At 71.3% G+C, this 20,195-nt stretch carries 21 protein-coding genes and 1 tRNA gene; 7 read left to right on the top strand and 15 right to left on the bottom strand.

Annotated features, from left to right (window positions below; all coding sequences use genetic code 11):
• Positions 1–22 precede the first annotated feature (22 nt).
• Positions 23–844: a class E sortase gene (locus OG904_RS19010; protein ID WP_405492486.1), complete on the bottom strand. Its 822-nt coding sequence runs from the start codon at positions 842–844 to the stop codon at positions 23–25.
• 56 nt (positions 845–900) lie between these two features.
• Between OG904_RS19010 and OG904_RS19005 the strand changes: the two genes are divergently transcribed.
• On the top strand, positions 901–1,908 hold the full coding sequence (locus tag OG904_RS19005; RefSeq protein ID WP_405492484.1) for an SEC-C metal-binding domain-containing protein: 1,008 nt from the start codon (positions 901–903) through the stop codon (positions 1,906–1,908).
• A 45-nt stretch (positions 1,909–1,953) separates the two neighbouring features.
• Here the strand turns inward: OG904_RS19005 and OG904_RS19000 are convergent, their stop codons facing one another.
• The 3 genes from OG904_RS19000 to OG904_RS18990 all read right to left on the bottom strand — a co-directional run bounded on the left by OG904_RS19000 (position 1,954) and on the right by OG904_RS18990 (position 5,131).
• Complete coding sequence (locus tag OG904_RS19000; RefSeq protein WP_405492482.1) at positions 1,954–2,937, bottom strand: YDG/SRA domain-containing protein; 984 nt, start codon at positions 2,935–2,937, stop codon at positions 1,954–1,956.
• Positions 2,938–2,987: 50 nt separating this feature from the next.
• On the bottom strand, positions 2,988–4,247 hold the full coding sequence (locus OG904_RS18995; RefSeq protein ID WP_405492480.1) for a hypothetical protein: 1,260 nt from the start codon (positions 4,245–4,247) through the stop codon (positions 2,988–2,990).
• A gap of 341 nt (positions 4,248–4,588) precedes the next feature.
• Positions 4,589–5,131, bottom strand: a complete 543-nt coding sequence (locus tag OG904_RS18990) for a GNAT family N-acetyltransferase (protein WP_405492478.1) — start codon at positions 5,129–5,131, stop codon at positions 4,589–4,591.
• Between the two features lie 184 nt (positions 5,132–5,315).
• On the opposite strand from OG904_RS18990, the gene OG904_RS18985 reads away from it, so the two are divergent.
• Entirely contained in the window at positions 5,316–5,492 is a 177-nt protein-coding gene (locus OG904_RS18985; protein ID WP_405492476.1) for a hypothetical protein, read from the top strand.
• A gap of 59 nt (positions 5,493–5,551) precedes the next feature.
• Positions 5,552–5,851 (top strand): hypothetical protein, encoded by a 300-nt coding sequence (locus tag OG904_RS18980; RefSeq protein ID WP_328298863.1) that lies wholly within the window; start codon positions 5,552–5,554, stop codon positions 5,849–5,851.
• A 746-nt stretch (positions 5,852–6,597) separates the two neighbouring features.
• On the opposite strand, the gene OG904_RS18975 is transcribed toward OG904_RS18980, so the two are convergent.
• The 5 genes from OG904_RS18975 to OG904_RS18955 form a co-directional block, all read right to left on the bottom strand.
• Positions 6,598–7,998, bottom strand: coding sequence for a DUF445 domain-containing protein (locus OG904_RS18975; RefSeq protein WP_405492474.1), 1,401 nt, complete (start codon positions 7,996–7,998; stop codon positions 6,598–6,600).
• Positions 7,999–8,327: 329 nt separating this feature from the next.
• Positions 8,328–9,068, bottom strand: coding sequence for a DUF1707 domain-containing protein (locus tag OG904_RS18970; protein ID WP_405492472.1), 741 nt, complete (start codon positions 9,066–9,068; stop codon positions 8,328–8,330).
• Positions 9,069–9,142: 74 nt separating this feature from the next.
• Positions 9,143–10,111 (bottom strand): ATP-binding cassette domain-containing protein, encoded by a 969-nt coding sequence (locus tag OG904_RS18965; protein WP_405492470.1) that lies wholly within the window; start codon positions 10,109–10,111, stop codon positions 9,143–9,145.
• Positions 10,112–10,117: 6 nt separating this feature from the next.
• Positions 10,118–11,002: an ABC transporter permease gene (locus OG904_RS18960; RefSeq protein WP_405492468.1), complete on the bottom strand. Its 885-nt coding sequence runs from the start codon at positions 11,000–11,002 to the stop codon at positions 10,118–10,120.
• Positions 10,995–11,870, bottom strand: coding sequence for an ABC transporter permease (locus tag OG904_RS18955; protein WP_405492466.1), 876 nt, complete (start codon positions 11,868–11,870; stop codon positions 10,995–10,997). Before OG904_RS18955 ends, OG904_RS18960 begins: the two co-directional genes overlap by 8 nt.
• 207 nt (positions 11,871–12,077) lie before the next feature.
• Here OG904_RS18955 and OG904_RS18950 point away from each other — a divergent pair, with 207 nt between their 5' ends.
• Positions 12,078–14,543, top strand: coding sequence for a transglycosylase domain-containing protein (locus OG904_RS18950; RefSeq protein WP_405492464.1), 2,466 nt, complete (start codon positions 12,078–12,080; stop codon positions 14,541–14,543).
• Between the two features lie 15 nt (positions 14,544–14,558).
• Here OG904_RS18950 and OG904_RS18945 read toward each other — a convergent pair whose 3' ends face one another.
• From OG904_RS18945 to OG904_RS18935, 3 genes are all read right to left on the bottom strand, one after another.
• Complete coding sequence (locus OG904_RS18945) at positions 14,559–14,879, bottom strand: DMT family transporter (RefSeq protein ID WP_405492462.1); 321 nt, start codon at positions 14,877–14,879, stop codon at positions 14,559–14,561.
• 254 nt (positions 14,880–15,133) lie between these two features.
• On the bottom strand, positions 15,134–15,478 hold the full coding sequence (locus OG904_RS18940) for a GroES family chaperonin (RefSeq protein ID WP_405492460.1): 345 nt from the start codon (positions 15,476–15,478) through the stop codon (positions 15,134–15,136).
• A gap of 46 nt (positions 15,479–15,524) precedes the next feature.
• Positions 15,525–15,842 (bottom strand): DUF3618 domain-containing protein, encoded by a 318-nt coding sequence (locus OG904_RS18935; protein WP_405492458.1) that lies wholly within the window; start codon positions 15,840–15,842, stop codon positions 15,525–15,527.
• 113 nt (positions 15,843–15,955) lie between these two features.
• On the opposite strand from OG904_RS18935, the gene bcp reads away from it, so the two are divergent.
• The 3 genes from bcp (at position 15,956) to OG904_RS18920 (ending at position 18,147) form a co-directional block, all read left to right on the top strand.
• A complete protein-coding gene (gene bcp / locus OG904_RS18930; RefSeq protein WP_356509082.1) occupies positions 15,956–16,423 on the top strand; it encodes a thioredoxin-dependent thiol peroxidase in 468 nt (155 codons plus the stop codon).
• 146 nt (positions 16,424–16,569) lie between these two features.
• Complete coding sequence (locus OG904_RS18925; RefSeq protein ID WP_405492456.1) at positions 16,570–17,196, top strand: HNH endonuclease; 627 nt, start codon at positions 16,570–16,572, stop codon at positions 17,194–17,196.
• 876 nt (positions 17,197–18,072) lie between these two features.
• Positions 18,073–18,147: transfer RNA gene (locus tag OG904_RS18920), tRNA-Leu, on the top strand.
• Between the two features lie 56 nt (positions 18,148–18,203).
• Here the strand turns inward: OG904_RS18920 and rdgB are convergent.
• The 3 genes from rdgB to rph all read right to left on the bottom strand — a co-directional run bounded on the left by rdgB (position 18,204) and on the right by rph (position 20,131).
• Complete coding sequence (gene rdgB / locus OG904_RS18915; protein ID WP_405492454.1) at positions 18,204–18,830, bottom strand: RdgB/HAM1 family non-canonical purine NTP pyrophosphatase; 627 nt, start codon at positions 18,828–18,830, stop codon at positions 18,204–18,206.
• 7 nt (positions 18,831–18,837) lie between these two features.
• The gene (locus OG904_RS18910) at positions 18,838–19,224 is read right to left on the bottom strand and encodes a hypothetical protein (protein WP_405492452.1); all 387 of its coding nucleotides are present in this window, start codon (positions 19,222–19,224) and stop codon (positions 18,838–18,840) included.
• 175 nt (positions 19,225–19,399) lie between these two features.
• Complete coding sequence (gene rph / locus OG904_RS18905; RefSeq protein WP_405492450.1) at positions 19,400–20,131, bottom strand: ribonuclease PH; 732 nt, start codon at positions 20,129–20,131, stop codon at positions 19,400–19,402.
• Positions 20,132–20,195: the final 64 nt, after the last annotated feature.

Below are 20,195 nucleotides of genomic sequence, written 5' to 3'. Positions count from 1 at the left end.
GGTGCACGCGCCCGTCCGCACGTCAGCGCTTGAGGGTTCCCCACACCACGAGCCGGTACTTGGACGTGTACTCGGGCGTGCAGGTGGTGAGCGTGATGTACGCGCCGGGCTCGCTGTAGCCGGCGTCCGGCCTGACGGTGCTGTGCGGGACGGGCGCGATCACCCCGGTGTCGCGCTCGGTCGTCTCCGCCAGGGTCCTGCCCACCACGTACACGTACCGCTTCCCCCGCACATCGACGATCAGCTCGTCCCCGGCCCGCAGCCGGTTGATGTAGCGGAAGGGCTCCCCGTGCGTATTGCGGTGCCCGGCGACCGCGAAGTTCCCCTCCGCCCCGGGCTGCGCGGTCCCGGTGTAGTGCCCGGCGTACCCCTTGTCCAGGACGGACCGCTTGTCGACCCCCTGGGCCACGGGCACGACGACGCCGAGGCGCGGGATGCGCAGGACGCCGTACGCGGACTCCCGCGGCGGCACCTTGGCGGCACCGGCCCCGCCCGAAGCCCCGGACACAACACCGGAACCGGAACCGCTGTCGCTGCCGCTGCCGCTGCCGCTATCCGTATCGGCACCGGCATCGGCATCGGCATCGGCATCGGTATCGCCATCGGTATCGCCATCGGTATCGGAAAGGGCGGGCCACCCGCCCCCCTCCAGCTCCCTGACCTTCTCGTGCGCGGCGGTGAGGGCCTGCCGGTTGGTCCACCACACCTGGTGCACCACCAGCAACAACACCACCACGCCTACGGTGACGGCCAGTTCACCGGTCGCCCACAGCACCCCCGCGAGACCGGCCCGGCGCGACCACCGGTCCTTCCCCTGCACCACCACCCGCACGCGATCTCGCACGGGCGGCACCCTAAGTCCTCCCCCGTCAACTGACCAGCGGCAGTACGGTGTGAACCATGCGCCCTGACACGCCTGCCGAGCACATCGCCGAAGCCGAGCGCCTCATCCGCACGGCGACCCGTTACCCCGAGGACCAGGAGCCCTTGCTCCTCCAGGCCGCGGCCCACCTCGAACTGGCCGACGTACGCGACCGTGCCAGCGCGCTGTACGACCAACTCCTCTCCGCCTCCCCGGCCGACCCCTCCCTCATCAAGGCCCTCCAGGCGGCCAACCTCTGGGAGTACGGCCACGAGGCCGAGGCCCGCGCCCTCATCCAGGGCGTCCGCGCGGCAGCCCCCTCGGACCCCGCCCCCTGGGAGGTCATCGCCGAGGCCCTCGAAGCACACGACGAACTCGAGGCCTCCCACGAGTGCTTCACCGAGGCGGCCACCCTCCTGGCCCCGGACAGCGCCCCCCTCACCCCCGCCACGACCGCGCTCCTGACCGGCCGCCACCGCGTACGCCGCCTGCTCGGACTCCCGCACGACGAATGGGACATGGTCGCGGACACCCGCCACACCGGCCCGATCCCGCTGGACGAACTTCACGACCCCAAGCGCATCTGGGCCCTCGGCTCCGACGACCCCGCCGAACTCCGCGCCGAGATCGCCCGCCTGCGCGCGGAACTGGGCGACCGCCGCGCGGCGCTCTCCCGCCCGTTCCCGGTGGCGATCCTCCACTGGCCGGCGCGCGAGCTGTCGGAGCTCCTCACCTCGTACCCCACCCTGGCCGCGGAGTACCCCTCCCACGACGCACACCTGGCCCAGGTCGAGACCTCCCTCCGCGCCCTGGCCGCCTCGGGCACGACGAACCTCGGCATCGTCACCGCGAGCGTCCCGTCCTACGAAGCCTTCGCGGCCTCGGAGAAGACCTCCCCGTCCTCCCCGTCCCTCCTGGCGGAATACGCCACCACCCTGGCCGCCCGCGGCAAGGCCACCCCCTGGCCCCCGACCCGGACAACCCCGTGCTGGTGCACCTCGGGCAGGCCGTACGGGAACTGCCACGGCGAGACACGGACTTCGTAGCCGGCGTCGAGGGCAGGAAGGCAGGGGCCGGGGAGCAGAACCGGGTTAGTTTGCTGCGCGGCCTCGCTCGAAAGAGTCCCACCAGTCGCGCTGATACGCGGCGTAGGCCTGATGGAGGCCGTGCCCCTTCTTCATCAGGAGCCGCGGCAGGGTCGTGCGTACCCCCGAGGGGGGAACCCGCTCGATCACACTCCAGTCGTCTCCGATGGAGATGGCCCCGATGTCCAATCGCACATGGCAATTCGGGCAGAGGCACAAGATGTTGCGCTCGACATCGGGGCCCTTGTGAGGTGCAGCCAGGGGCTTGAGGTGAGCCCCCTCGCAATACGGCCGGGAATTGGCGCCCACCAACTGGATGCCACAGGTCTGACACTGTCCGCCGTACAGATCCTTGATCCGGCGAGCGGCCGCCGTATCACGCACCATGCGCTGGACCTGAATGGTCCGCGTCTCGGGCATCTTCTCCACCTCGCTGAACCCAGGAAGTTCAACAATGGCGCGTTCCACTGTCGTGAGTTCCTGATCGGATTCCGGAAGACGCTCGAGGACGAACTGGCAGATGGAGATGGGCTCACCAGCCAGACCCGGCATGCCGGAGGTTCCCGTGCGCGCTTCGGTGATGCGGTAGAGGCCGTCGTACCGATAGCCCTCGCTGGGCGAATATCGATCTTCACCCTTGTGACCACGAAGGATCCGGATCGGATGCCCGCGCTCGTAGCTCAGCTTCAGCGCGGCATTGTCCGCATAATCCCAGCTCTGACTCACCTTGAGTCGCTTGGTCTGTGGATCGCGATCCGCGTCGGGAGAAGCTCCCGTGTAGAGAATCTCATGCCAGGAATCGTCATCGTCGAGATACCCGCCATTGAGGACGATCGCATCCGAAACTAATGCCCCGTCCCCATCCTTGAGCTTCGAGATCCCCCGCTGCAGATCACCATGGAGGCGCGCATCGAAGACGTCTCTGCGTCGCCGAAGCACAGAACCGGGCTCGATTCCATCAATATGACCCACAACTCGCACAACCGTCATCACATCAGCATAGTCACCCTCGATCAGGATCAGTCATTTTTTAGCATCAACTACAAGGGTAGTAAGAGCTGTTGGTGGCCGCGGGCCAGGGCTGTGGGTGGGGTGGGGCGGGTGGTGGCCAGGGTGAGGAAGGTGCGGAGGGCTGCGATGACTTCGTCCGGGGTGTCCCGGATCATCGACGGGGTGGCGCTGACCACCAGGACGCCGTGGGACTCCAGGCGCAGGCGGCGGCGGAGGGTGGCGTGCCAGGAATCGCGGGTGTAGTGGTACTCCGCCGAGTCGATCTCCAGGGCCACGCCCTCGTCGGGCCAGTACGCGTCCGGGCTCGCCAGGAAGGTGCCGTCCGGGGTGTGGAGGCGGGCGTTCCACAGGGGGGTCGGGAGGTCCGTGGCCGAGAGCGTGTCGCGGGCCTGGGCCTCCGCCACCGAGCGGACCCCTGCGAGGAGTTCCGCCGCAGCCGCACGGATCGCGGGGCGGGTCAGGAGGCGGGAGGCGCGGAGTTCGGTGTGCAGGTCTCGCGGGTGGCACCAGCCGGACTGGACTACGTGGGCGAGGACCGAGCGGATCTGGTCCGCCGGCTGGTCTGCCCGGGCCGCGAAGTCCGCGGCCGCGCGGACCGGGCGGGTGCTCGGGATGCCGGAGACGGTGATCGTGCGGGGCCAGCGGGCGGTCGGGAGGGGCCGTACCTCCGGTGCCCCGGCGAGCCGGCGCGGGGCGCGGATCAGGACGTCGGCGGGCGCGTACGGGGCTTCGCGGATGCCGAGCAGGGCGAGGGCGGCGCCACCGGTGAGGGCGGCGGTGTCCCCGGAGAGCGGGTCGGAGCCGGGCTCGGCGGCGTACAGGACGGCTGCGAGGGCGCGCTGACGTTGGTCCGGGGGCCCGGTCTGGAGGAGGTACACCCTGGGCAGCAGACGCTGCCAGGGTCCGCCGGGGCGGGTGCGAGAGGTGATCGTGCCGGGTGGGATGCCGGCGGCGGTGGTGAGTTGGTGGCGCGTGGCGAGGTTGAGCTGCCGACGGGCGGTGGGTGGGGTGCGGGTGGCGAGCGGGTGGGGCCTGGACCCCCTGGTGGGCTCAGTGGGCATGGTGGGCATGGTGGACTTGGTGGACTTGGTGGACTTGGTGGGCGTGGTCTGCACGGTGGGCGTGGTGTGAGTGGCTCGCACGGTGTTCGTGGCTTGCGCGGCGTGCACTGCGCTTGTGGCTTGCGGGGTGCGTGCAGTGGTCGTGGTCTGCGTGGTGCGTGCGGTGTTCTTGGTGTGCGCGGGCTGGTGCGAGGGGGTGGTGCGCGCGGTGCGCATGGTGGGGTTCATGCGCGCGGTATGCCCCGCCCGGGTGGCCCGGACGCCCCGCCAGGCGATCTTTCGGGCTGACCCCGGGCGCGCGGGAGCCGTGAGCGGCGCCATGTCGTGCGGTTGCGGATCGACGCCGGGTGCTCGGCGGATGCGTGCGGCCACTGCGGCGAGAGGAGCCCGGTGTCGTTGTGTTCGGATCCCTCGCGCTTCGAGGACCGAGCAACCCACCTGACACCGGGCCCCGTCGGGCGGCGAGCAACGCGAGGAGTCGGGCAGTCCATGTCGGGTCGCGGGAATCGTTGGGGCGTGGCGGGAGGCCCGGGGCGGGGGGCCCTGGCGGGTGGCCCGGGGCGGGAGGGCTACACAGCGCGGTTCGGGTGGTCCGGGGAGAGGAAGACGATCACTCCCGTCTCCGTGCCCGGCAGGGCCGCGACCTCGTGCCAGCCGAGGCGGCGGTACGTGGCCACCGTGTCCTTGGCGAGCCGGCTGGTCAGCAGCCAGGCGCGGCGGTCCGGGGCGTCGGTGGTGATCTCCGTGAGGAGGGCCCGGCCGGTGCCGCGGCCGCGCGCGTGGGGGCGTACGGCGAGTTCGTCTATCTCCAGGGCCCCGGAGAGGAGTTCCTTCACCCGGGCCGGACCGAGCTGTGCCGCGACCTGGGCGTACGCGCGGGCCTTCGGGAAGGCCGCCGGGGTGATCCAGCCCGTGGCGAAGCCGTCGATGCCGGTGGCGGACTGGGCGAGGGCGGTACGGAAACCACGGCGCCGGGCGTCGGCCGGGAGGCGGGCCGCGAACTGACGAATGGTTTCTTCGTCTTCGTTCCACGGCGGGGCGGAGAAGACGTCGGCGTAGGCGTCGACCAGTTCGTCCGCGAGGTCGAGGACGGCCTGTCCGTAGCAGATCACGATGTCCTTGCTCCAGGTGTGGTAGGGGGTGGAAGTGGCTGAGGTAGTTTGCCCCTTTGGGTGGGAGATTGAATTTATGCCCATCCGGTTGCCTGGCCAGACATCGCACGGATCCGGCGAGTGTGCGACAAATCCCCTCGGCGCGGTCCGTGTCGGGCGGCCGGGCGGTCGCGTTGAACAGGCCGTGGACAGACTCCTTCGGGCCGCCGGCGGCTGCGGGCTCGCGTTTCTGCTCGTCCTGGGCGTGGTCGCGGTGCTGCCGAGCGGCGTACGGGACGCGCTCCCGGATGCGGTGATCGGCGGGGCCGTGCTGGTGCTGGGTGCGCTGGGCGCCCGACGGGTGGTCAAGGGGCCGAGTTAGCCTCGTGGGCAAGCATATGCGTGAGCGTACGGACTGATGATGTGAGGGAGTTGGGCAGCATGGCACGGGTACCGAGCTCTGTGGTGGCGGCCGCCGGTCTGGTCGGCGGGTACGCCGTCGCGCGGTGGACCAAGAAGCGGCCGCTCGGCGGTGTCGTACTCGGCGCGGCGGGCGTCGTGGCCGGGCGGGAGTGGCACAAGCGCGGCGGCGCCCCCGCCGCGGCCGGGCTCGGCGCGCTGTACCTCGCCGGCTTCGCGGGCGCCCACCCGCTGGCGAAGAAGGTCGGCGCGTGGCCTGCGGTCATCGGGGCCGCGAGCGTGGTGGCCGCCGCGTCCTGGGCCGTCGCCGACCGAGGCTGACCCCACCCGCGGCCGGGCGAGCCCTGAGCCGACCCCACCCGCGACCGTCACCGACCGAGAGCGACCCCCGCCCCCGCCCCGGCGAGCCCGAGGCCGACCCCCGCGCGGTCAGCGAGGGTCCGAGGTCGACCCCGCACGCGGTCAGGTGAGTCCCGAGACCGATACCGCACGCGGTCAGGTGAATCCGAGGCCGACACCACCCCCGACCCGGCGAGCGTGAGGCCGGGCCCACCCGCGGTCAGGTGAGCCCTAGGACGACCCCCAACGCGGCCGGGTGAGTCCGAGGCCGACACCACTCCGCCCGGAGTCGGGTCCGGCCGGGCCGCCCGACCCCCGGGGACCAGCCCGGGCGACCGGGTACGGGTACCAGGGCAGGTGCAGTTGCAGGTGGCCGGGCAACGGGTACCCGGTGCAGGGGCCGTGTGCAGGTACCGGGCACAGGGGGCCGGGTTCAGGGGGCAGGCGCAGGGGACCGGCACGGGTACAGGGGGCCAGGGGCCGAGCGCAGCAACCCCCGGCCACCGGGCCCCGCGCCCGTCCCCTAGGCCCCGAAGGCGCGGGCCCGGTGGCTGTGTGCAGGTACCGGGTTCAGGGGGCAGGTGCAGGGAGCCGGGCACGGGTACCGGGGCCGGGTTCAGGAGCCCGGTGCGGGTACCGGGAGCCAGGAGCCTGCCCCGCGCACCGAGGGCCGTCCCCCGGTGGGCCGAGCGCAGCAACCCCCGGCCACCGGGCCCCGCGCCCGTCGACTATGCCCCGAAGGCGCGGGACACCGCGTAGATCAGGAGGCCCGCCAAGGCGCCCACCACCGTGCCGTTGATGCGGATGAACTGGAGGTCGCGGCCGATGTGGGCCTCGATCTTGCGCGAGGTGTGCTCCGCGTCCCAGCCCGCCACCGTGTCCGTGATCAGCGAGGTGATCTCCGTCCGGTAGTTGGTGACCACGTACACCACCGCGCCCTCGGTCCAGCCCTCCACCTTGTCCTGGAGCCGGCCGTCCGTGGCCAGCCGGGCCCCCAGCGCCATCAGCGAGGACCGGACCCGCAGGCGCAGCGCGCTGCGCTCGTCCTCGGCCGCCGAGATGATCATCGAGCGGACCGCCGACCACGTGGAGGCGATCACGTCCTGGACCTCGTCGCGCGCCAGGATCTCCGACTTCAGCCGCTCCACCCGCGCCCGCGTCTGCGTGTCCGACTGGAGGTCGGTCGCGAAGTCCGCGAGGAAACGGTCCACCGCCCCGCGCGCCGGGTGCTCCGGCATGTCCCGCATCTCCTGGACGAAGCGGAGCAGTTCCTTGTAGACCCGGTCGCCGATCTTGCGGTCGACGAACCGCGGGGTCCAGCCGGGGGCCCCGCCCTGCACCGCCGCCTCCACCGACTCGGCGTGCGTCACCAGCCAGTCGTGCGCCCGTGAGCACACCAGGTCCACGACCCGGTGGTGCCCGCCGTCCGCGACGACCTTCTCCAGCGTCTTGCCGAGCCCCGGCGCGATCTCCGCCGTCTCGGCCCGCCGCGTGATCGCCTCGCCGACCACGGCCTGCACGTCGGAATCCCGCAGCACCGTCAGCGCCCCGCGCAGGGCGGTGGCCAGTTCCGCCGTGACCCGGTCGGCGTGTGCGGGCTCGGCCAGCCAGGCGCCGAGCCTGCCGCCGATGCCGAGGGCGTGCAGCCTCGTGCGCACCACATCGGCGGAGAGGAAGTTCTCCCCGACGAACTCGCCGAGCGAGACGCCGAGCTGGTCCTTCTTGGTCGGGATGATCGCGGTGTGCGGGATGGGCAGGCCGAGCGGCCGCCGGAAGAGGGCGGTGACGGCGAACCAGTCCGCGAGCGCGCCGACCATGCCCGCCTCGGCCGCGGCGGCGACGTAGCCCGCCCAACCGCCCGCGCCCGCGTGCTCCGCCCATTTCGCCGCTACGTAGACCAGTGCCACCAGGATCAGCAGGCCGGTGGCGGTCCGCTTCATCCCGCGGACACCGCGCCGGCGCTCCTCGTCCGCCTCGCTGAACACGAAGCCGCCCCGTGCCGTGGCCAGCCTGGCCGCCGTCGTGGCCGCACCCGCCGCCGAGGCCGCCTCGGCGACCGAGGCCGCCTCGGACGCCGTACCCGCCGTCGCGGCCGTCGTATCCGCCGTCGCGGACGCCGTACCCGCCATATCCGCCGTATCCGAAGTCGGCCTCGGCGTGCTGCCCTGCTCCACGTGCTCCTGCCTTCCCCCGGGCGCCGGTTTTGTCTGCATAGCATCCGACTCCCGGGGCGCCGGGAGAGTTCCCGGCGCGCCGTCCGAGTCCCCCGGCTCAGCCCACGCCCACGCCCACGCCATGCCTGGGCCCGCGCCTATGCCCGTGTCCGCGCCCGTGCTCACACCCACTCCGAGCCGCCGCCGCGCCAACGCCACGCCACGCCCGCGCCGAGCCCACGCCGCACCCGTGCCCACGCCCAGCCCGCGCCCAGCCCGCGCCCCCGCCCCGCCCAGCCCCCGCCCTACAGCTCCTTGCGCTGCTTAGCCTTGCGGACCTGCGCCGACTTCGGCGGCTTGACCTTGATCTCCACCCCGCCCCAGAAGGCGAACCCCGTCACGATCACCCGCGGAGCCCCCGGCTGCACCGGCCCCGTACCGTCGCGCTGGTCGAAGGCGCCCATCACGCCGATGCCGCGCATGTCGACCTCGACGCCCGGCGGCACGGTGATCTGGATGCCGCCCATGATGGCCACGCAGTTGATCACCACCTCGCGCTGCGCGAAGTTCGCCTCGCGCAGGTCGATCTCGCCGCCGCCCCAGAACGCCACCGCGTGGAAACGGGCGGGCACGGTCCAGTTGCCCTTGCGCTGGAAGCCCGACATGACCGCGACGGCCATGGCCGGGCCGCCCGCCGGGCCGCCGCCCCCGATCCGGGACGGCCACGCCGAGTCCGGACCCGCCGCCGGTCCGGCCTTCGTCAGGCCGACCGGGGCAGCCGCCACCGGGGCCGCCGCGCCGGGCGCGGGCAGGTCCCGGGTCAGCGGTTCGAGCTCCGCGTACGTACGGGACGTGTACGCCGCCTCCAGCCGCTCCTCGAACTCGTCCATGTCGAGGCGACCCTCGGCGACGGCGTCCCGCAGCCGGTCCACCACCCGCTCCCGGTCGGCGTCCGACGCCCTCAGTTCCGGCAGCGGTTTTGCGGTCAGCGGCTCGTCGGGCAGCGCCTTCTCGGGCAACGGCTTCTCAGGCCGCTCGTCACTCATGCGGCCCAGCCTAAGCAGTCATCGCCGAGAGTTGTATGACTCAGCCCCCGCTCCGGCTCAGGGTTGTCCCTGATTTAACCCCGCCCCGCGTACATCCGGGCGATCACGTCCTCGATGTCCGGCTCCCGCACCGACAGGTCCAGCAGCGGGTACCGCGCCGCCACCGCCGCCACCAGCGGGGCCGCCGAAGCCCGCGCCGGGAAGGCCAGCCACTGCCGTGCGCCCTCCACCTTCACCACCCGCGCCCCCGCCACCTCGATCGGCGCGAGCTCCCGCTCCAGGTCCACCACCAGCGTCCGCTCGCTCTCCCCCGCCCCGCCCGCCGTGTGCAGCCCGCCCAGCGAGCCGTCGTACACCAGCCGCCCGTGGTCGATCACCATCACCCGCTCGCACAGCTGCTCGATGTCCTGGAGATCGTGCGTGGTCAGCAGCACCGTGGTCCCGAGCTCCTCGTTCAGCTGCCGCAGGAAGCCCCGTACGCTCGCCTTGCTCACCACGTCCAGCCCGATCGTCGGCTCGTCCAGGTACAGCACGTCCGGATCATGCAGCAGCGCCGCCGCGATGTCCCCGCGCATCCGCTGCCCCAGCGACAGCTGCCGTACCGGTACGTCGAGCAGGTCGGCCAGGTCGAGCCGGTCCACGCAGCGCTCCAGGTTCTGCGCGAACCGCGCCGCCGGGATCCGGTACATCCGCCGCATCAGCCCGTACGAGTCCTTCAGCGGCAGGTCCCACCACAGCGTCGTGCGCTGCCCGAACACCACCCCGATCCGGTGCGCGAGGCGCAGCCGCTCCCGCGCCGGGTCGATCCCGGCGACGCGCAGCCGGCCGCCGCTCGGGGTGAGGATGCCGGTCAGCATCTTGATGGTGGTCGACTTGCCGGCGCCGTTGGGCCCGATGTAGCCGACCATCTCACCCGGCGACACCTCGAAGCTGATCCCGTCCACGGCTCTGACCTGCCGTTTCTCCCGACGCACCAGACCCACGCGGCGCCGTACGTCGAAGACCTTCTCGACCCCGTCCAAAGAAATCAGTGCATCCGACACGTCTGCTCAGCTCCCCGTGCTCCGGTACGAACGAACCCCCGCGCGCCACGCCAGCGACGCGGGCACGAACACCGCGAAGGCCACCAGCGGGCTCGCGTACGCCACCCACCCCGGCAGTCCCAGCGGATCGGGCCGCCCCAGCAGGTGCAGTGCGGGCAGCCAGTTGACGAAGGCGAGCGGCACGATGAAGGTCACCCCGCGCAGCAGGTCCTTCGCGAAGACGGTCGGCGGGTACATGAGCATGGTGCAGCCGCCGTAGGTGAAGGAGTTCTGCACCTCCGCCGCGTCCCCGGCGACGAACTGGAACGCCGCTCCGGCCACCATCACCGCCCCGAAGATCGCCGCCCCCGCCGTGATCATCACGGGCACCATCAGCACCTTCGCGACCGTCCAGTGCAGCTGGTCCAGCTGCGAGACCGCCCACCCCAGCACCCCCAGCCCCTGGGCGATCCGCCCCAGCCGGCGCAGCGCGAAGCGGTCGGCCGCGACCTGGGCGAGCACCGGGACCGGGCGGACCAGCATGGTGTCGAGGGAGCCGTCGCGGACCCGGGCGCCGATCCGGTCGGTATTGCCGAGCAGCAGGTCGGCCAGGCCGAGGGAGGCCGAGCAGGACCCGTAGAGCAGGGCGATCTCGGGCAGGGTGAAGCCGCCCAGCTCGTCGACGTGGGAGAACATGATGTAGACCGCGACGAAGTCCAGGAGGGTGATCGCCGCGTTCCCGAAGGTGGAGAGGAAGAAGGACGTGCGGTACGTCATCGTCGACCGGATCCACATCGCGGCGATCAGGCCGTAGCCGCGCAGGCCTTCCACGGCCCGGCTGCGCCGGGGCAGGTCCGGCGCCCACGCCGGCCGGTCCTCCGCGGGAGCCGCCTCGGCCACCTGCTCAGCCACCCTGGACCACCACCTTGCGCGTCGCGGCGGACTGCACCAGCCGGCCCAGCCCCAGCAGCACCAGCGCCCATCCGGCCTGGAATCCGAGCGCCCGCACCACGCCCGCGGCCCCCGAACCGGCACCCGTACCCGCTCCGGCTGCGGCCCCGCTCCCGGTGCCCGCTCCCCCGCCGAGCAGGACGTCCGCCGGCACCTGGAGCATGGCCGCCCAGGGCAGGACGCGGACCAACTCCCCGAAGCCGCCGGGGAACACGGTCAGCGGCAGCAGCATCCCGGAGAAGAAGATGGAGACGACCGTGGCCATCATGTTGATCCCCGCCCCGTCCATCAGCCAGAACGCCGCCAGCCCCAGCAGGTAGCGCAGGGCGAAGCTCACGAGCAGCCCGAGGAGCACGGAGACCAGGAACAGCAGCCAGCGCAGCGGGTCGGCGGGCAGCGCGAGGTCGAAGGCGAGCGCGCCGACCACCAGCGGCAGGACGCCGCGGCCCAGGAGTTGGAAACCCGCCCGGCCCAGGTCGCACGCGAGCCACCACATCTGCAGATCGGCCGGACGGTACAGGTCGACGGCGATGTCACCCGTACGGACGCGTTCCTGGAACTCCTCCTGGAAGCCGCCGCCGATCAGCGCCCCGGCGGCGAGCAGTCCCTGGCTGACCCACATGAAGGTGAGGGCCTGGGACTGGTCGTAGCCGCCGAGTCCGGGCCGTTCGTCCCAGAGCGCGATGTACGTGTAGGAGAGGATGAAACCGAACACGGTGTTGGTGAACACCCCCGCCGCGGTCGCCGTCCCGTAGGTGGCGTACCTACGGAAACCCCCGGCCGCGACCGCCCCGTAGAGCCCGGCTCGCCGGGCGGCTCCCTCGCTCACCGCATCCCTCCGTTTCCCACGTCGTCGCTGCGTCGTTCCTACGTCGGCCGCACGTCGGCCGTGCGTCGGCCAAAGCGCGCGAGCTTAGTGCGGAGGGGCGATCCACGCGAACGATTTACGCCCGTCCGGAGCGGAACCGACGGCCATCGGGTAGACAGCATGAGGTACAGATGTGGATATTTCGTACGGCGCCGAGGAGTCCCGGAGATGAGCGACCCGTCACCCCCGCCCGGCTGGACCCCTCGCGATCCCGACACGCCCACCCCCTCCGCCGGGCAGCAGGCCAACGGCGCGGCTCCGGGCCCGCCGCCCGGGCCGCCGGCCACTCCCAAGGAGGCCAGGAAGGCGGAGAAACAGCGGGCCAAGGCGGCGAAGAAGGCCAGGCGCACCGGCTGGCGCCGCCTCATCCCGACGTGGCGCATGGTGCTGGGCGCGTTCCTGCTGGTCGCCCTGGTGTGCATCGGCGCCCTGATCGCCGGCTACCTGCTGGTCCGCATCCCGCCCGCCAACGCGGCCGCCGTCGCGCAGTCCAACGTGTACCTCTACAGCGACGGTTCCCAGCTCGCGCGCGACGGCGAGGTCAACCGCGTCAACGTGCCGCTCTCCCAGATCCCGCGGACCGTCCAGGAGACCGTACTGGCCGCCGAGGACCGGGACTTCTACTCCGAACGGGCGGTGGATCCCGCCGCGATGATCCGCGCCGCGTGGAACACCGCGACCGGCAAGGGCACCCAGTCCGGCTCGACCATCACCCAGCAGTACGTCAAGAACTATTACCTGGGCCAGGAACAGACGATCAAGCGGAAGGTGAAGGAGTTCTTCATCGCGATCAAACTCGGTCGCGAGGAGTCGAAGGACTACATCCTCGAGGGGTACCTGAACACCAGTTACTTCGGCCGCAACGCCTACGGCATCCAGGCCGCCGCGCAGGCGTACTACGGCAAGGACGTCGGCAAACTCACCACCACCGAGGGCGCGTACCTCGCCACCCTCCTCAACTCCCCCAGCGCCTTCGACGTCGTCGCCCACCCGCAGGGCCGCGCACGCGCCCTCGCCCGCTGGAACTACGTACTCGACGGCATGGTCAAGAAGGGCTGGATGACCGCCTCCGAGCGCGCGGCCGCGCAGTTCCCCGAGCCCGGCAAGGTCCGCCCGGCCGCCGGGCTCTCCGGACAGCGCGGCTACCTCGTCGAGGCCATCAAGGACTACATCGTCGAGAACAAGATCCTCGACGACAAGACCTTCGCCGAGGGCGGTTACCGGATCACCACGACCATCGACAAGACCCGCCAGACCGCCATGGTCGACGCCGTCAACGACAAGATGGTCAGCAAGCTCGACCCCGGGAAGATCAAGGCCGACCGCGTCGTGCGCACCGGCGCCGTCTCCATCGATCCGGCGACCGGCAAGGTCGTCGCCATGTACGGCGGCATCGACTACACCAAGCAGTACGTCAACAACGCGACCCGGCACGACTTCCAAGTGGCTTCCACCTTCAAGCCGTTCGTCTTCGCCTCCGCCGTGCAGAACGACTCGCACACCCAGGAGGGCCGCCTGATCACCCCGTACACGATCTACAACGGCGACAACAAGCGGCGCGTCGTCGGCACCCGGATCCCCTACGCGCCCGAGAACGAGGGGCAGATCAGCTACGGCAACATCACCGTCAACACCGCCACCGACCTCTCCGTCAACGCCGTCTTCGCCCAGATGGTCGTCGACGTCGGCACCGACAAGGTCAAGCAGACCGCCGTCGCCCTCGGCATCCCGGAGAACACCCCGAACCTCGTCGCGGGACCGGCCATGGCGCTCGGCACCATGCAGGCCAGCGTCCTGGACATGACCCAGGCCTACGCGACCTTGGCCGACCACGGCCGCCGCACCCCCTACACCTTCGTGGAGAAGATCACCAAGGCGGGCGACTCCGTCTCCCTCCCGCACCGCGACCAGAGCCAGGCCGTCAGCCGCGAAGCCGCCGACACCACCACGTCCATGCTGGTCAGCGTCGTGGACAACGGCACCGGCACGGCCGCGCTCGCCGCCGGGCACCCCGCCGCGGGCAAGACGGGAACCGGCGAGGACGACCGCTCCGCCTGGTTCGCGGCGTACACCCCGAACCTGGTCACCGTCGTCTCGATGATGGGCCAGGACCCGGACACCGGCTCCCTGGAATCCCTCTACGGGGCCCTCGGCGAGGCCCGCATCGGGGGCGGCGGCTACCCGGCCCGGATCTGGGCGCAATACACGAAGACGGCCCTGGCCGACAGCGACCCCCAGGAATTCGACCTGGAGCTCATGCCGGGCGCCAACCAGCCCCCGCCGCCCGTGAACCCGAACCCGAACCCGAACCAGTCGCAGGAGGAGACCCCGGGCGAACGCCCCCCGGGCCGGCCGGGCCGCCCCACGCGGAACCCGCCGACGGGCGGGCAGACGCAGGGCGGACGGACGGACGGGGGGCGGAACACGGGCGGCCAGAACACGGGCGGCCAGAACACCGGGGGTCAGACGACCGGAGGTCAGACCACCGGGGGCCAGACCAACGGCGGCCAGACCAACGGCGGCCAGACGACGGGCGGTCAGACCACGGGCGGCCTGACCACCGGCAGCACCACGGCCGGCACCCAGGGCGGCACCACCGAGGGCCTGCGCCCGCCAGCGGACTTCCTGGAATGACCGGGGCCGGCCGGGTCAGTGACCGGAGGTCGCCTTCAGCCCCACCACGGCGACCAGCAGCAGACAGATGAAGAAGATCCGGGCGGCGGTGACGGGCTCCCCCAGCACCGCCATGCCGAGCACCGCCGCCCCGGCCGCGCCGATGCCGACCCACACCCCGTACGCCGTACCGATCGGCAGGGTCTTGGCGGCGTACGACAGCAGCACCATGCTCACCACGATTCCGGCGCCGGTGAACACGCTCGGCCAGAGCCGGGTGAACCCCTCGGTGAACTTCATGCCGATCGACCAGCCCACTTCGAGCAGACCGGCGAGAAGGAGCAGGATCCAGGCCATGACGGCACCTCCGGAACGAGAGCGGAACGGGGTGCGTCGTCTTGTCATGCAGCCATCGCCACAGCGGCGGCCACCCGGTACGGCGCGTCTCGTCGGGGGTTCCCCACCACCGTAGCAAAACCGAACGAAAAGGGCCGGTGACCCCGGTCACCGGCCCTGCCCACGCCGAGGCCCACGCCCGGGCTCGCGCCGAGGCCCACGCCCGGGCTCGCGCCGAGGCCCACGCCCGGGCTCGCGCCCAAGATCGCAACGCTCTACAGATACAGCCCCGTGGAGTCCTCCGACCCCTCCAGCCGCTCGGCGGCCACGGCGTGCAGGTCCCGCTCGCGCATCAGCACGTACGTGGCCCCGCGCACCTCCACCTCGGCCCGGTCCTCCGGGTCGTACAGGACCCGGTCCCCCGGCTCGACCGTCCGTACGTTCTGCCCGACCGCGACCACCACGGCCCAGGCCAGCCGCTTGCCCACCGCGGCCGTCGCCGGGATCAGGATGCCGCCGCCCGAGCGCCGCTCGCCCTCCGGCGAATCGGACTTCACGAGCACGCGGTCGTGGAGCATGCGGATGGGCAGCTTGTCGTGGGTGGTGGTGTTCTCGCTCACGCCCCGAACCTACCCGCCCGCGCCCGGCCCGCACCCCCCAGGGTCATCAGCGCTTGCGACGCGCCGACAGCACGAGCAGGCCCACGACACCGGCCGCGAGCAGAGCGACCGGCACGATCCGCTCGACGCGCGGGGCGCCGTCCTCGTGGCGCAGCCCGTCGCGGGCATCGGTGACGAGGCGGTTCACCGTCGCCACGACACGGCCGACGGCGTGGTCGACGGTGCCGACCACCTTCGCCTTGGCGTCCCCGATGATGGTCTGGGGGTGCATGCGCACGCCGATCTCGTCGAGCGTCTCGGCGAGCTGCTCGCGGCGGCGGACGATGTCCGCCTCGATCTGTGCGGGGGTCCTGGCTTGCGGCACCGCGCTGCCTCCGTCGTCATGGTCGGTCACATGGGGGCGTAGCCCACCGTGAACAGTCTGTCAGCAGCTTAGTCTCGTGACCGTACCGATCCCCTCTTGAGGAGACTGTTGAGATGAGCGAGCGACTTGAGCCGGGCGACATCGCCCCCGCCTTCACCCTGCCCGACGCGGACGGCAACGAGGTCTCGCTCGCCGACCACAAGGGCCGCAAGGTCATCGTGTACTTCTACCCGGCCGCGCTGACGCCGGGCTGCACGAAGCAGGCCTGCGACTTCACGGACAACCTCGCGGTCCTGGCCACGGCCGGCTACGACGTCATCGGCGTCTCCCCCGACAAGCCGGAGAAGCTGGCGAAGTTCCGCGAGCAGGAGCACCTGAAGGTCACCCTGGTCGGCGACCCCTCGAAGGAGGTCCTGACGGCGTACGGGGCGTTCGGCGAGAAGAAGCTGTACGGCAAGACGGTCACCGGGGTCATCCGCTCCACGGTGATCGTCGACGAGGAGGGCAAGGTCGAGCGCGCCCTCTACAACGTCAAGGCCACGGGCCACGTAGCCAAGATCATCAAGGACCTGGGCATCTGACCCCGCCCCTCCCCTCCCCATCAGCGCGGCCCGCACCCCACCCGGTGCGGGCCGCTCCGCTTATCGGACGAAATCAGCCGTAACCGTCCGACTATCGGCCCTGTTACTCCGTACGAGAGCCGCACGCGCGGCCGGGAGGGGAAGCAATGGCGGTCCGATACACGCAAGAGCTGCTGGAAGCCGCAGCCCGCGGGACGAAAAACTGGGATGACGCCGTCCGATGGTGCGGTGGCACGCCGAGCAGTGGCAGCAGGCGCTATCTGCAAGCGAAAATGCGGGAAGCCGGGATCGACTGTTCCCACTTCCCCACGCGATGGGCACTGCACACGGAGGAGCGGCTCCGGCAGCTGGTGGCCGAGTCCACGTCGATATCGGAAGTGGTCAGCCGCCTCGGCATCAACAACGTGGGCGGCAACCAGACGCACATCGCCCGGCGGATCGCGACCCTTGCCATCGACACCTCTCATTTCGCCGCCACCCGGAAGCGTCGCCCCAAGGGGACTCTGGGACCGGCACTTTCGCTCAGGGATCCACGGGACGGCCGGGTCCCCGGCGAGCGCCTGCACCGAGAGCTGCTGAAGGCCGGCATTGCGGAGGAATGCGCCGAGTGCGGAGTCGGTCCGGAGTGGAACGACAAACCGCTTCGACACGAGGTCGATCACATCAGCGGTGAGTGGTGGGACAACCGGCAGAAGAACCTTCGGCTCCTGTGCCCCAACTGCCACGCGTCTACGGACACGTACCGCGGCCGCAAGGCCAGGAGGGCCGCATGAGCCAGGTCAGGTACACCCGAGCGCTGCTGAGCCGCGCCGCGCCTCTGGCCACCAGCCTCGTCGACCTCATGAGGGTTCTGGACGCCCCGCTCGCGGCCGGCCCTCGCCGGTACCTGCGTGACAGGCTGGCCCACTACGCCATCGACGTATCCCACTTCGTCGATGAGCCACTTCCCGTCCGAGCCCGGCAGCGCTATACGGAGGAGCGACTTCGGGAAGCTGCCGCCCACACGGACAGCATCACGGGAATGCTCGCGTACATGGGCGTCGAGCCGTACAACAGCGCCCACGCCCATATCGCCAAGCTCCTCAACCGGCTCGGGATTGACACGTCGCACTTCCCCGGTCGAGACGTTCCTTCGTCACACCGCTTCTTCGTCCGCGAGGAGATCGCAGCTGCGGTCTCGGGCTCGACGAGCATGGCGGGGGTCATGCGCGCACTTGGCCACAACCCCTTCGGCGGCGCCGCACGCGGCAAGGCCCGGCGAAGCATCGAGGAATACGGACTGTCGACGGAGCACTTCACGGGCCAGGGGCACGCCGTCGGCCGCCCCTCCCCTGCGCGCAAGTCATCGGCCGAGATCCTGCGGCAACTCGAAGCCGGCTCCTCTCGCACCAAGACGGTGACGCTGCGTCGGGCCTTGGACGACCTCGGAGTGCCACACGTCTGCGCGGAGTGCGGCGTTGGGGACGTCTGGCGCGGCCGGAGGCTCGTCCTGGAGATCGACCACGTGAACGGTGACCGTTTGGACAACCGTCGGGGGAACCTCCGCTACCTGTGCCCCTCCTGCCACAGCCAGACCCCGACCTTCGCCAAACGATCAAGGGGGCCATCCCATCGCAGCCAACCGTGTTCGACCAGTAAGGTGGTCGCACGGGTCCGTACCCCAGCTGGCCAGAGGGCGCCGGTTTAGGTCCGGTGTGTCGTGGGTTCGAGTCCCACCGGGCCCACATCAACGGCCGGCCCCCTCCGCTGAGGGGGCCGGCCGTCGACGTTCGATCGGGCCTCAGCCCAGCAGTTCGCGGACCGCCGGGATCAGGGCGCGGAAGGCCTGGCCCCGGTGGGAGATGGCGTTCTTTTCCGCTGCCGTCAGTTCCGCGCAGGTGCGGGTGTCGTTCAGGGGCTGGAGGATCGGGTCGTAGCCGAAGCCGCCCGTGCCCGCCGGGGTGTGGCGCAGGGTGCCGAGGAGGCGGCCTTCGACCACGCGTTCCGTGCCGTCCGGGAGGGCGAGGGCGGCCGCGCAGAAGAAGTGCGCGCCGCGGTGGGCGTCGTCGATGTCCCCGAGCTGCGCCAGCAGGAGCGCGAGGTTCGCGGCGTCGTCGCCGTGGGCGCCGGCCCAGCGGGCCGAGAAGATGCCGGGGGCGCCGCCCAGGACGTCCACGCAGAGGCCCGAGTCGTCGGCGACCGCCGGCAGGCCGGTGGCCCGGGCGAGGGCGTGGGCCTTGAGGAGGGCGTTCTCGGCGAAGGTGACGCCGGTCTCCTTGACGTCCGGGATCTCCGGGTACGCGTCCGCGCCGACCAGCTCGTGCGGCAGGCCGGCGTCGGACAGGATGGCGCGGAGCTCGGTGACCTTGCCCGCGTTGCGGGTGGCCAGGATCAGGCGGCTGGGAGAGGGCGTCGGCGTCGAGGTCATGACGCCATTATCCCGGTGTGCAGACCTTCGAGATCTCCTTCGCGGCGTCCGCGACCGGGGTGATGTCCGGGGTGGAGTTGCCGTTCTGGAGCGAGGTCCGGACGTTCGAGACGGCCGTGTTCATCGAGGAAATGGCCTTGCTGAGATCGGCGTTGTCCGTCTGGTCGCCGACCTTCTTGAGGTTGGCCTCGATCTGGTTGAGCGCGTTCTGGGCGTCCTGCGGGCTGTTGCCGGCCTGCGAGACCGCCTGCTGGAGGTCGTTGGCGCCGTCCGTGATGGCGACCGCCGTGTTCGCGCAGTCCATCGCGGTCGAGATCGCGTCGCAGGAGGTGATCGCTGGTATGGCGAGCGCTGCCGTCAGGGCAACGGCCGCCAGGCGGTACTTCGGCTTCACTTCGGCCCCCAGGAGTGGACGGATTCGGGTACGTGGATTCGGGTACGTGGATTCAGGTGCGTGGCTTCGGGTGTGCGTGGCTTCGGGTGCGTGGACGGGCGCACGGCTTCGACGCCGTGCGCCCGTATCGCAAGGGACGCGCGGACGCGCCGCGCGGTTGCCACGGGGGCACGTGCTAGAGCGTGAGCTCCAGGGCGCTCAGCTGGAGGGCCTCCAGGTCGGCGCAGCCGCCGGCGGCCAGGTCGAGGAGGGCGTTGAGTTCCTTGCGGTCGAAGGGCTCGCCCTCCGCCGTGCCCTGGACCTCGACGAAGCGGCCGTCGCCGGTGCAGACCACGTTCATGTCGGTCTCGGCGCGCACGTCTTCCTCGTAGCAGAGGTCCAGGAGCGGTACGCCGTCGACGATGCCGACGCTGACGGCGGCGACGGTGCCGGTCAGGGGCTTGCGGCCGGCCTTGATCAGCTTCTTCTGCTGGCCCCAGGTGATGGCGTCGGCCAGGGCCACGTAGGCGCCGGTGATGGCCGCGGTGCGGGTGCCGCCGTCGGCCTGGAGGACGTCGCAGTCCAGGACGATGGTGTTCTCGCCGAGCGCCTTGTAGTCGATGACGGCGCGCAGCGAGCGGCCGATCAGGCGGGAGATCTCGTGGGTGCGGCCGCCGATCTTGCCGCGTACGGATTCGCGGTCGCCGCGGGTGTTGGTGGCGCGGGGCAGCATCGAGTACTCGGAGGTGACCCAGCCTTCGCCGCTTCCCTTGCGCCAGCGCGGGACGCCTTCGCTGAAGGAGGCGGTGCAGAAGACCTTGGTGTCCCCGAAGGAGACGAGGACGGAGCCCTCTGCGTGCTTGCTCCATCCGCGTTCGATGGTGACCGGGCGGAGCTGTTCGGGCGTACGGCCGTCGATGCGAGACATGGCACCGAGCCTAGTCGGTGCGGGCGCGCGAAAAGACCCCGTCCGGGTGCGTCCGGGCGGGGTC

It is taken from the genome of Streptomyces sp. NBC_00096 (assembly GCF_045041305.1).
GTDB lineage: Bacteria > Actinomycetota > Actinomycetes > Streptomycetales > Streptomycetaceae > Streptomyces.
The sequence above is the reverse complement of the archived record's forward strand: the minus strand, read 5'-3'. Positions and strand labels throughout refer to the sequence as shown.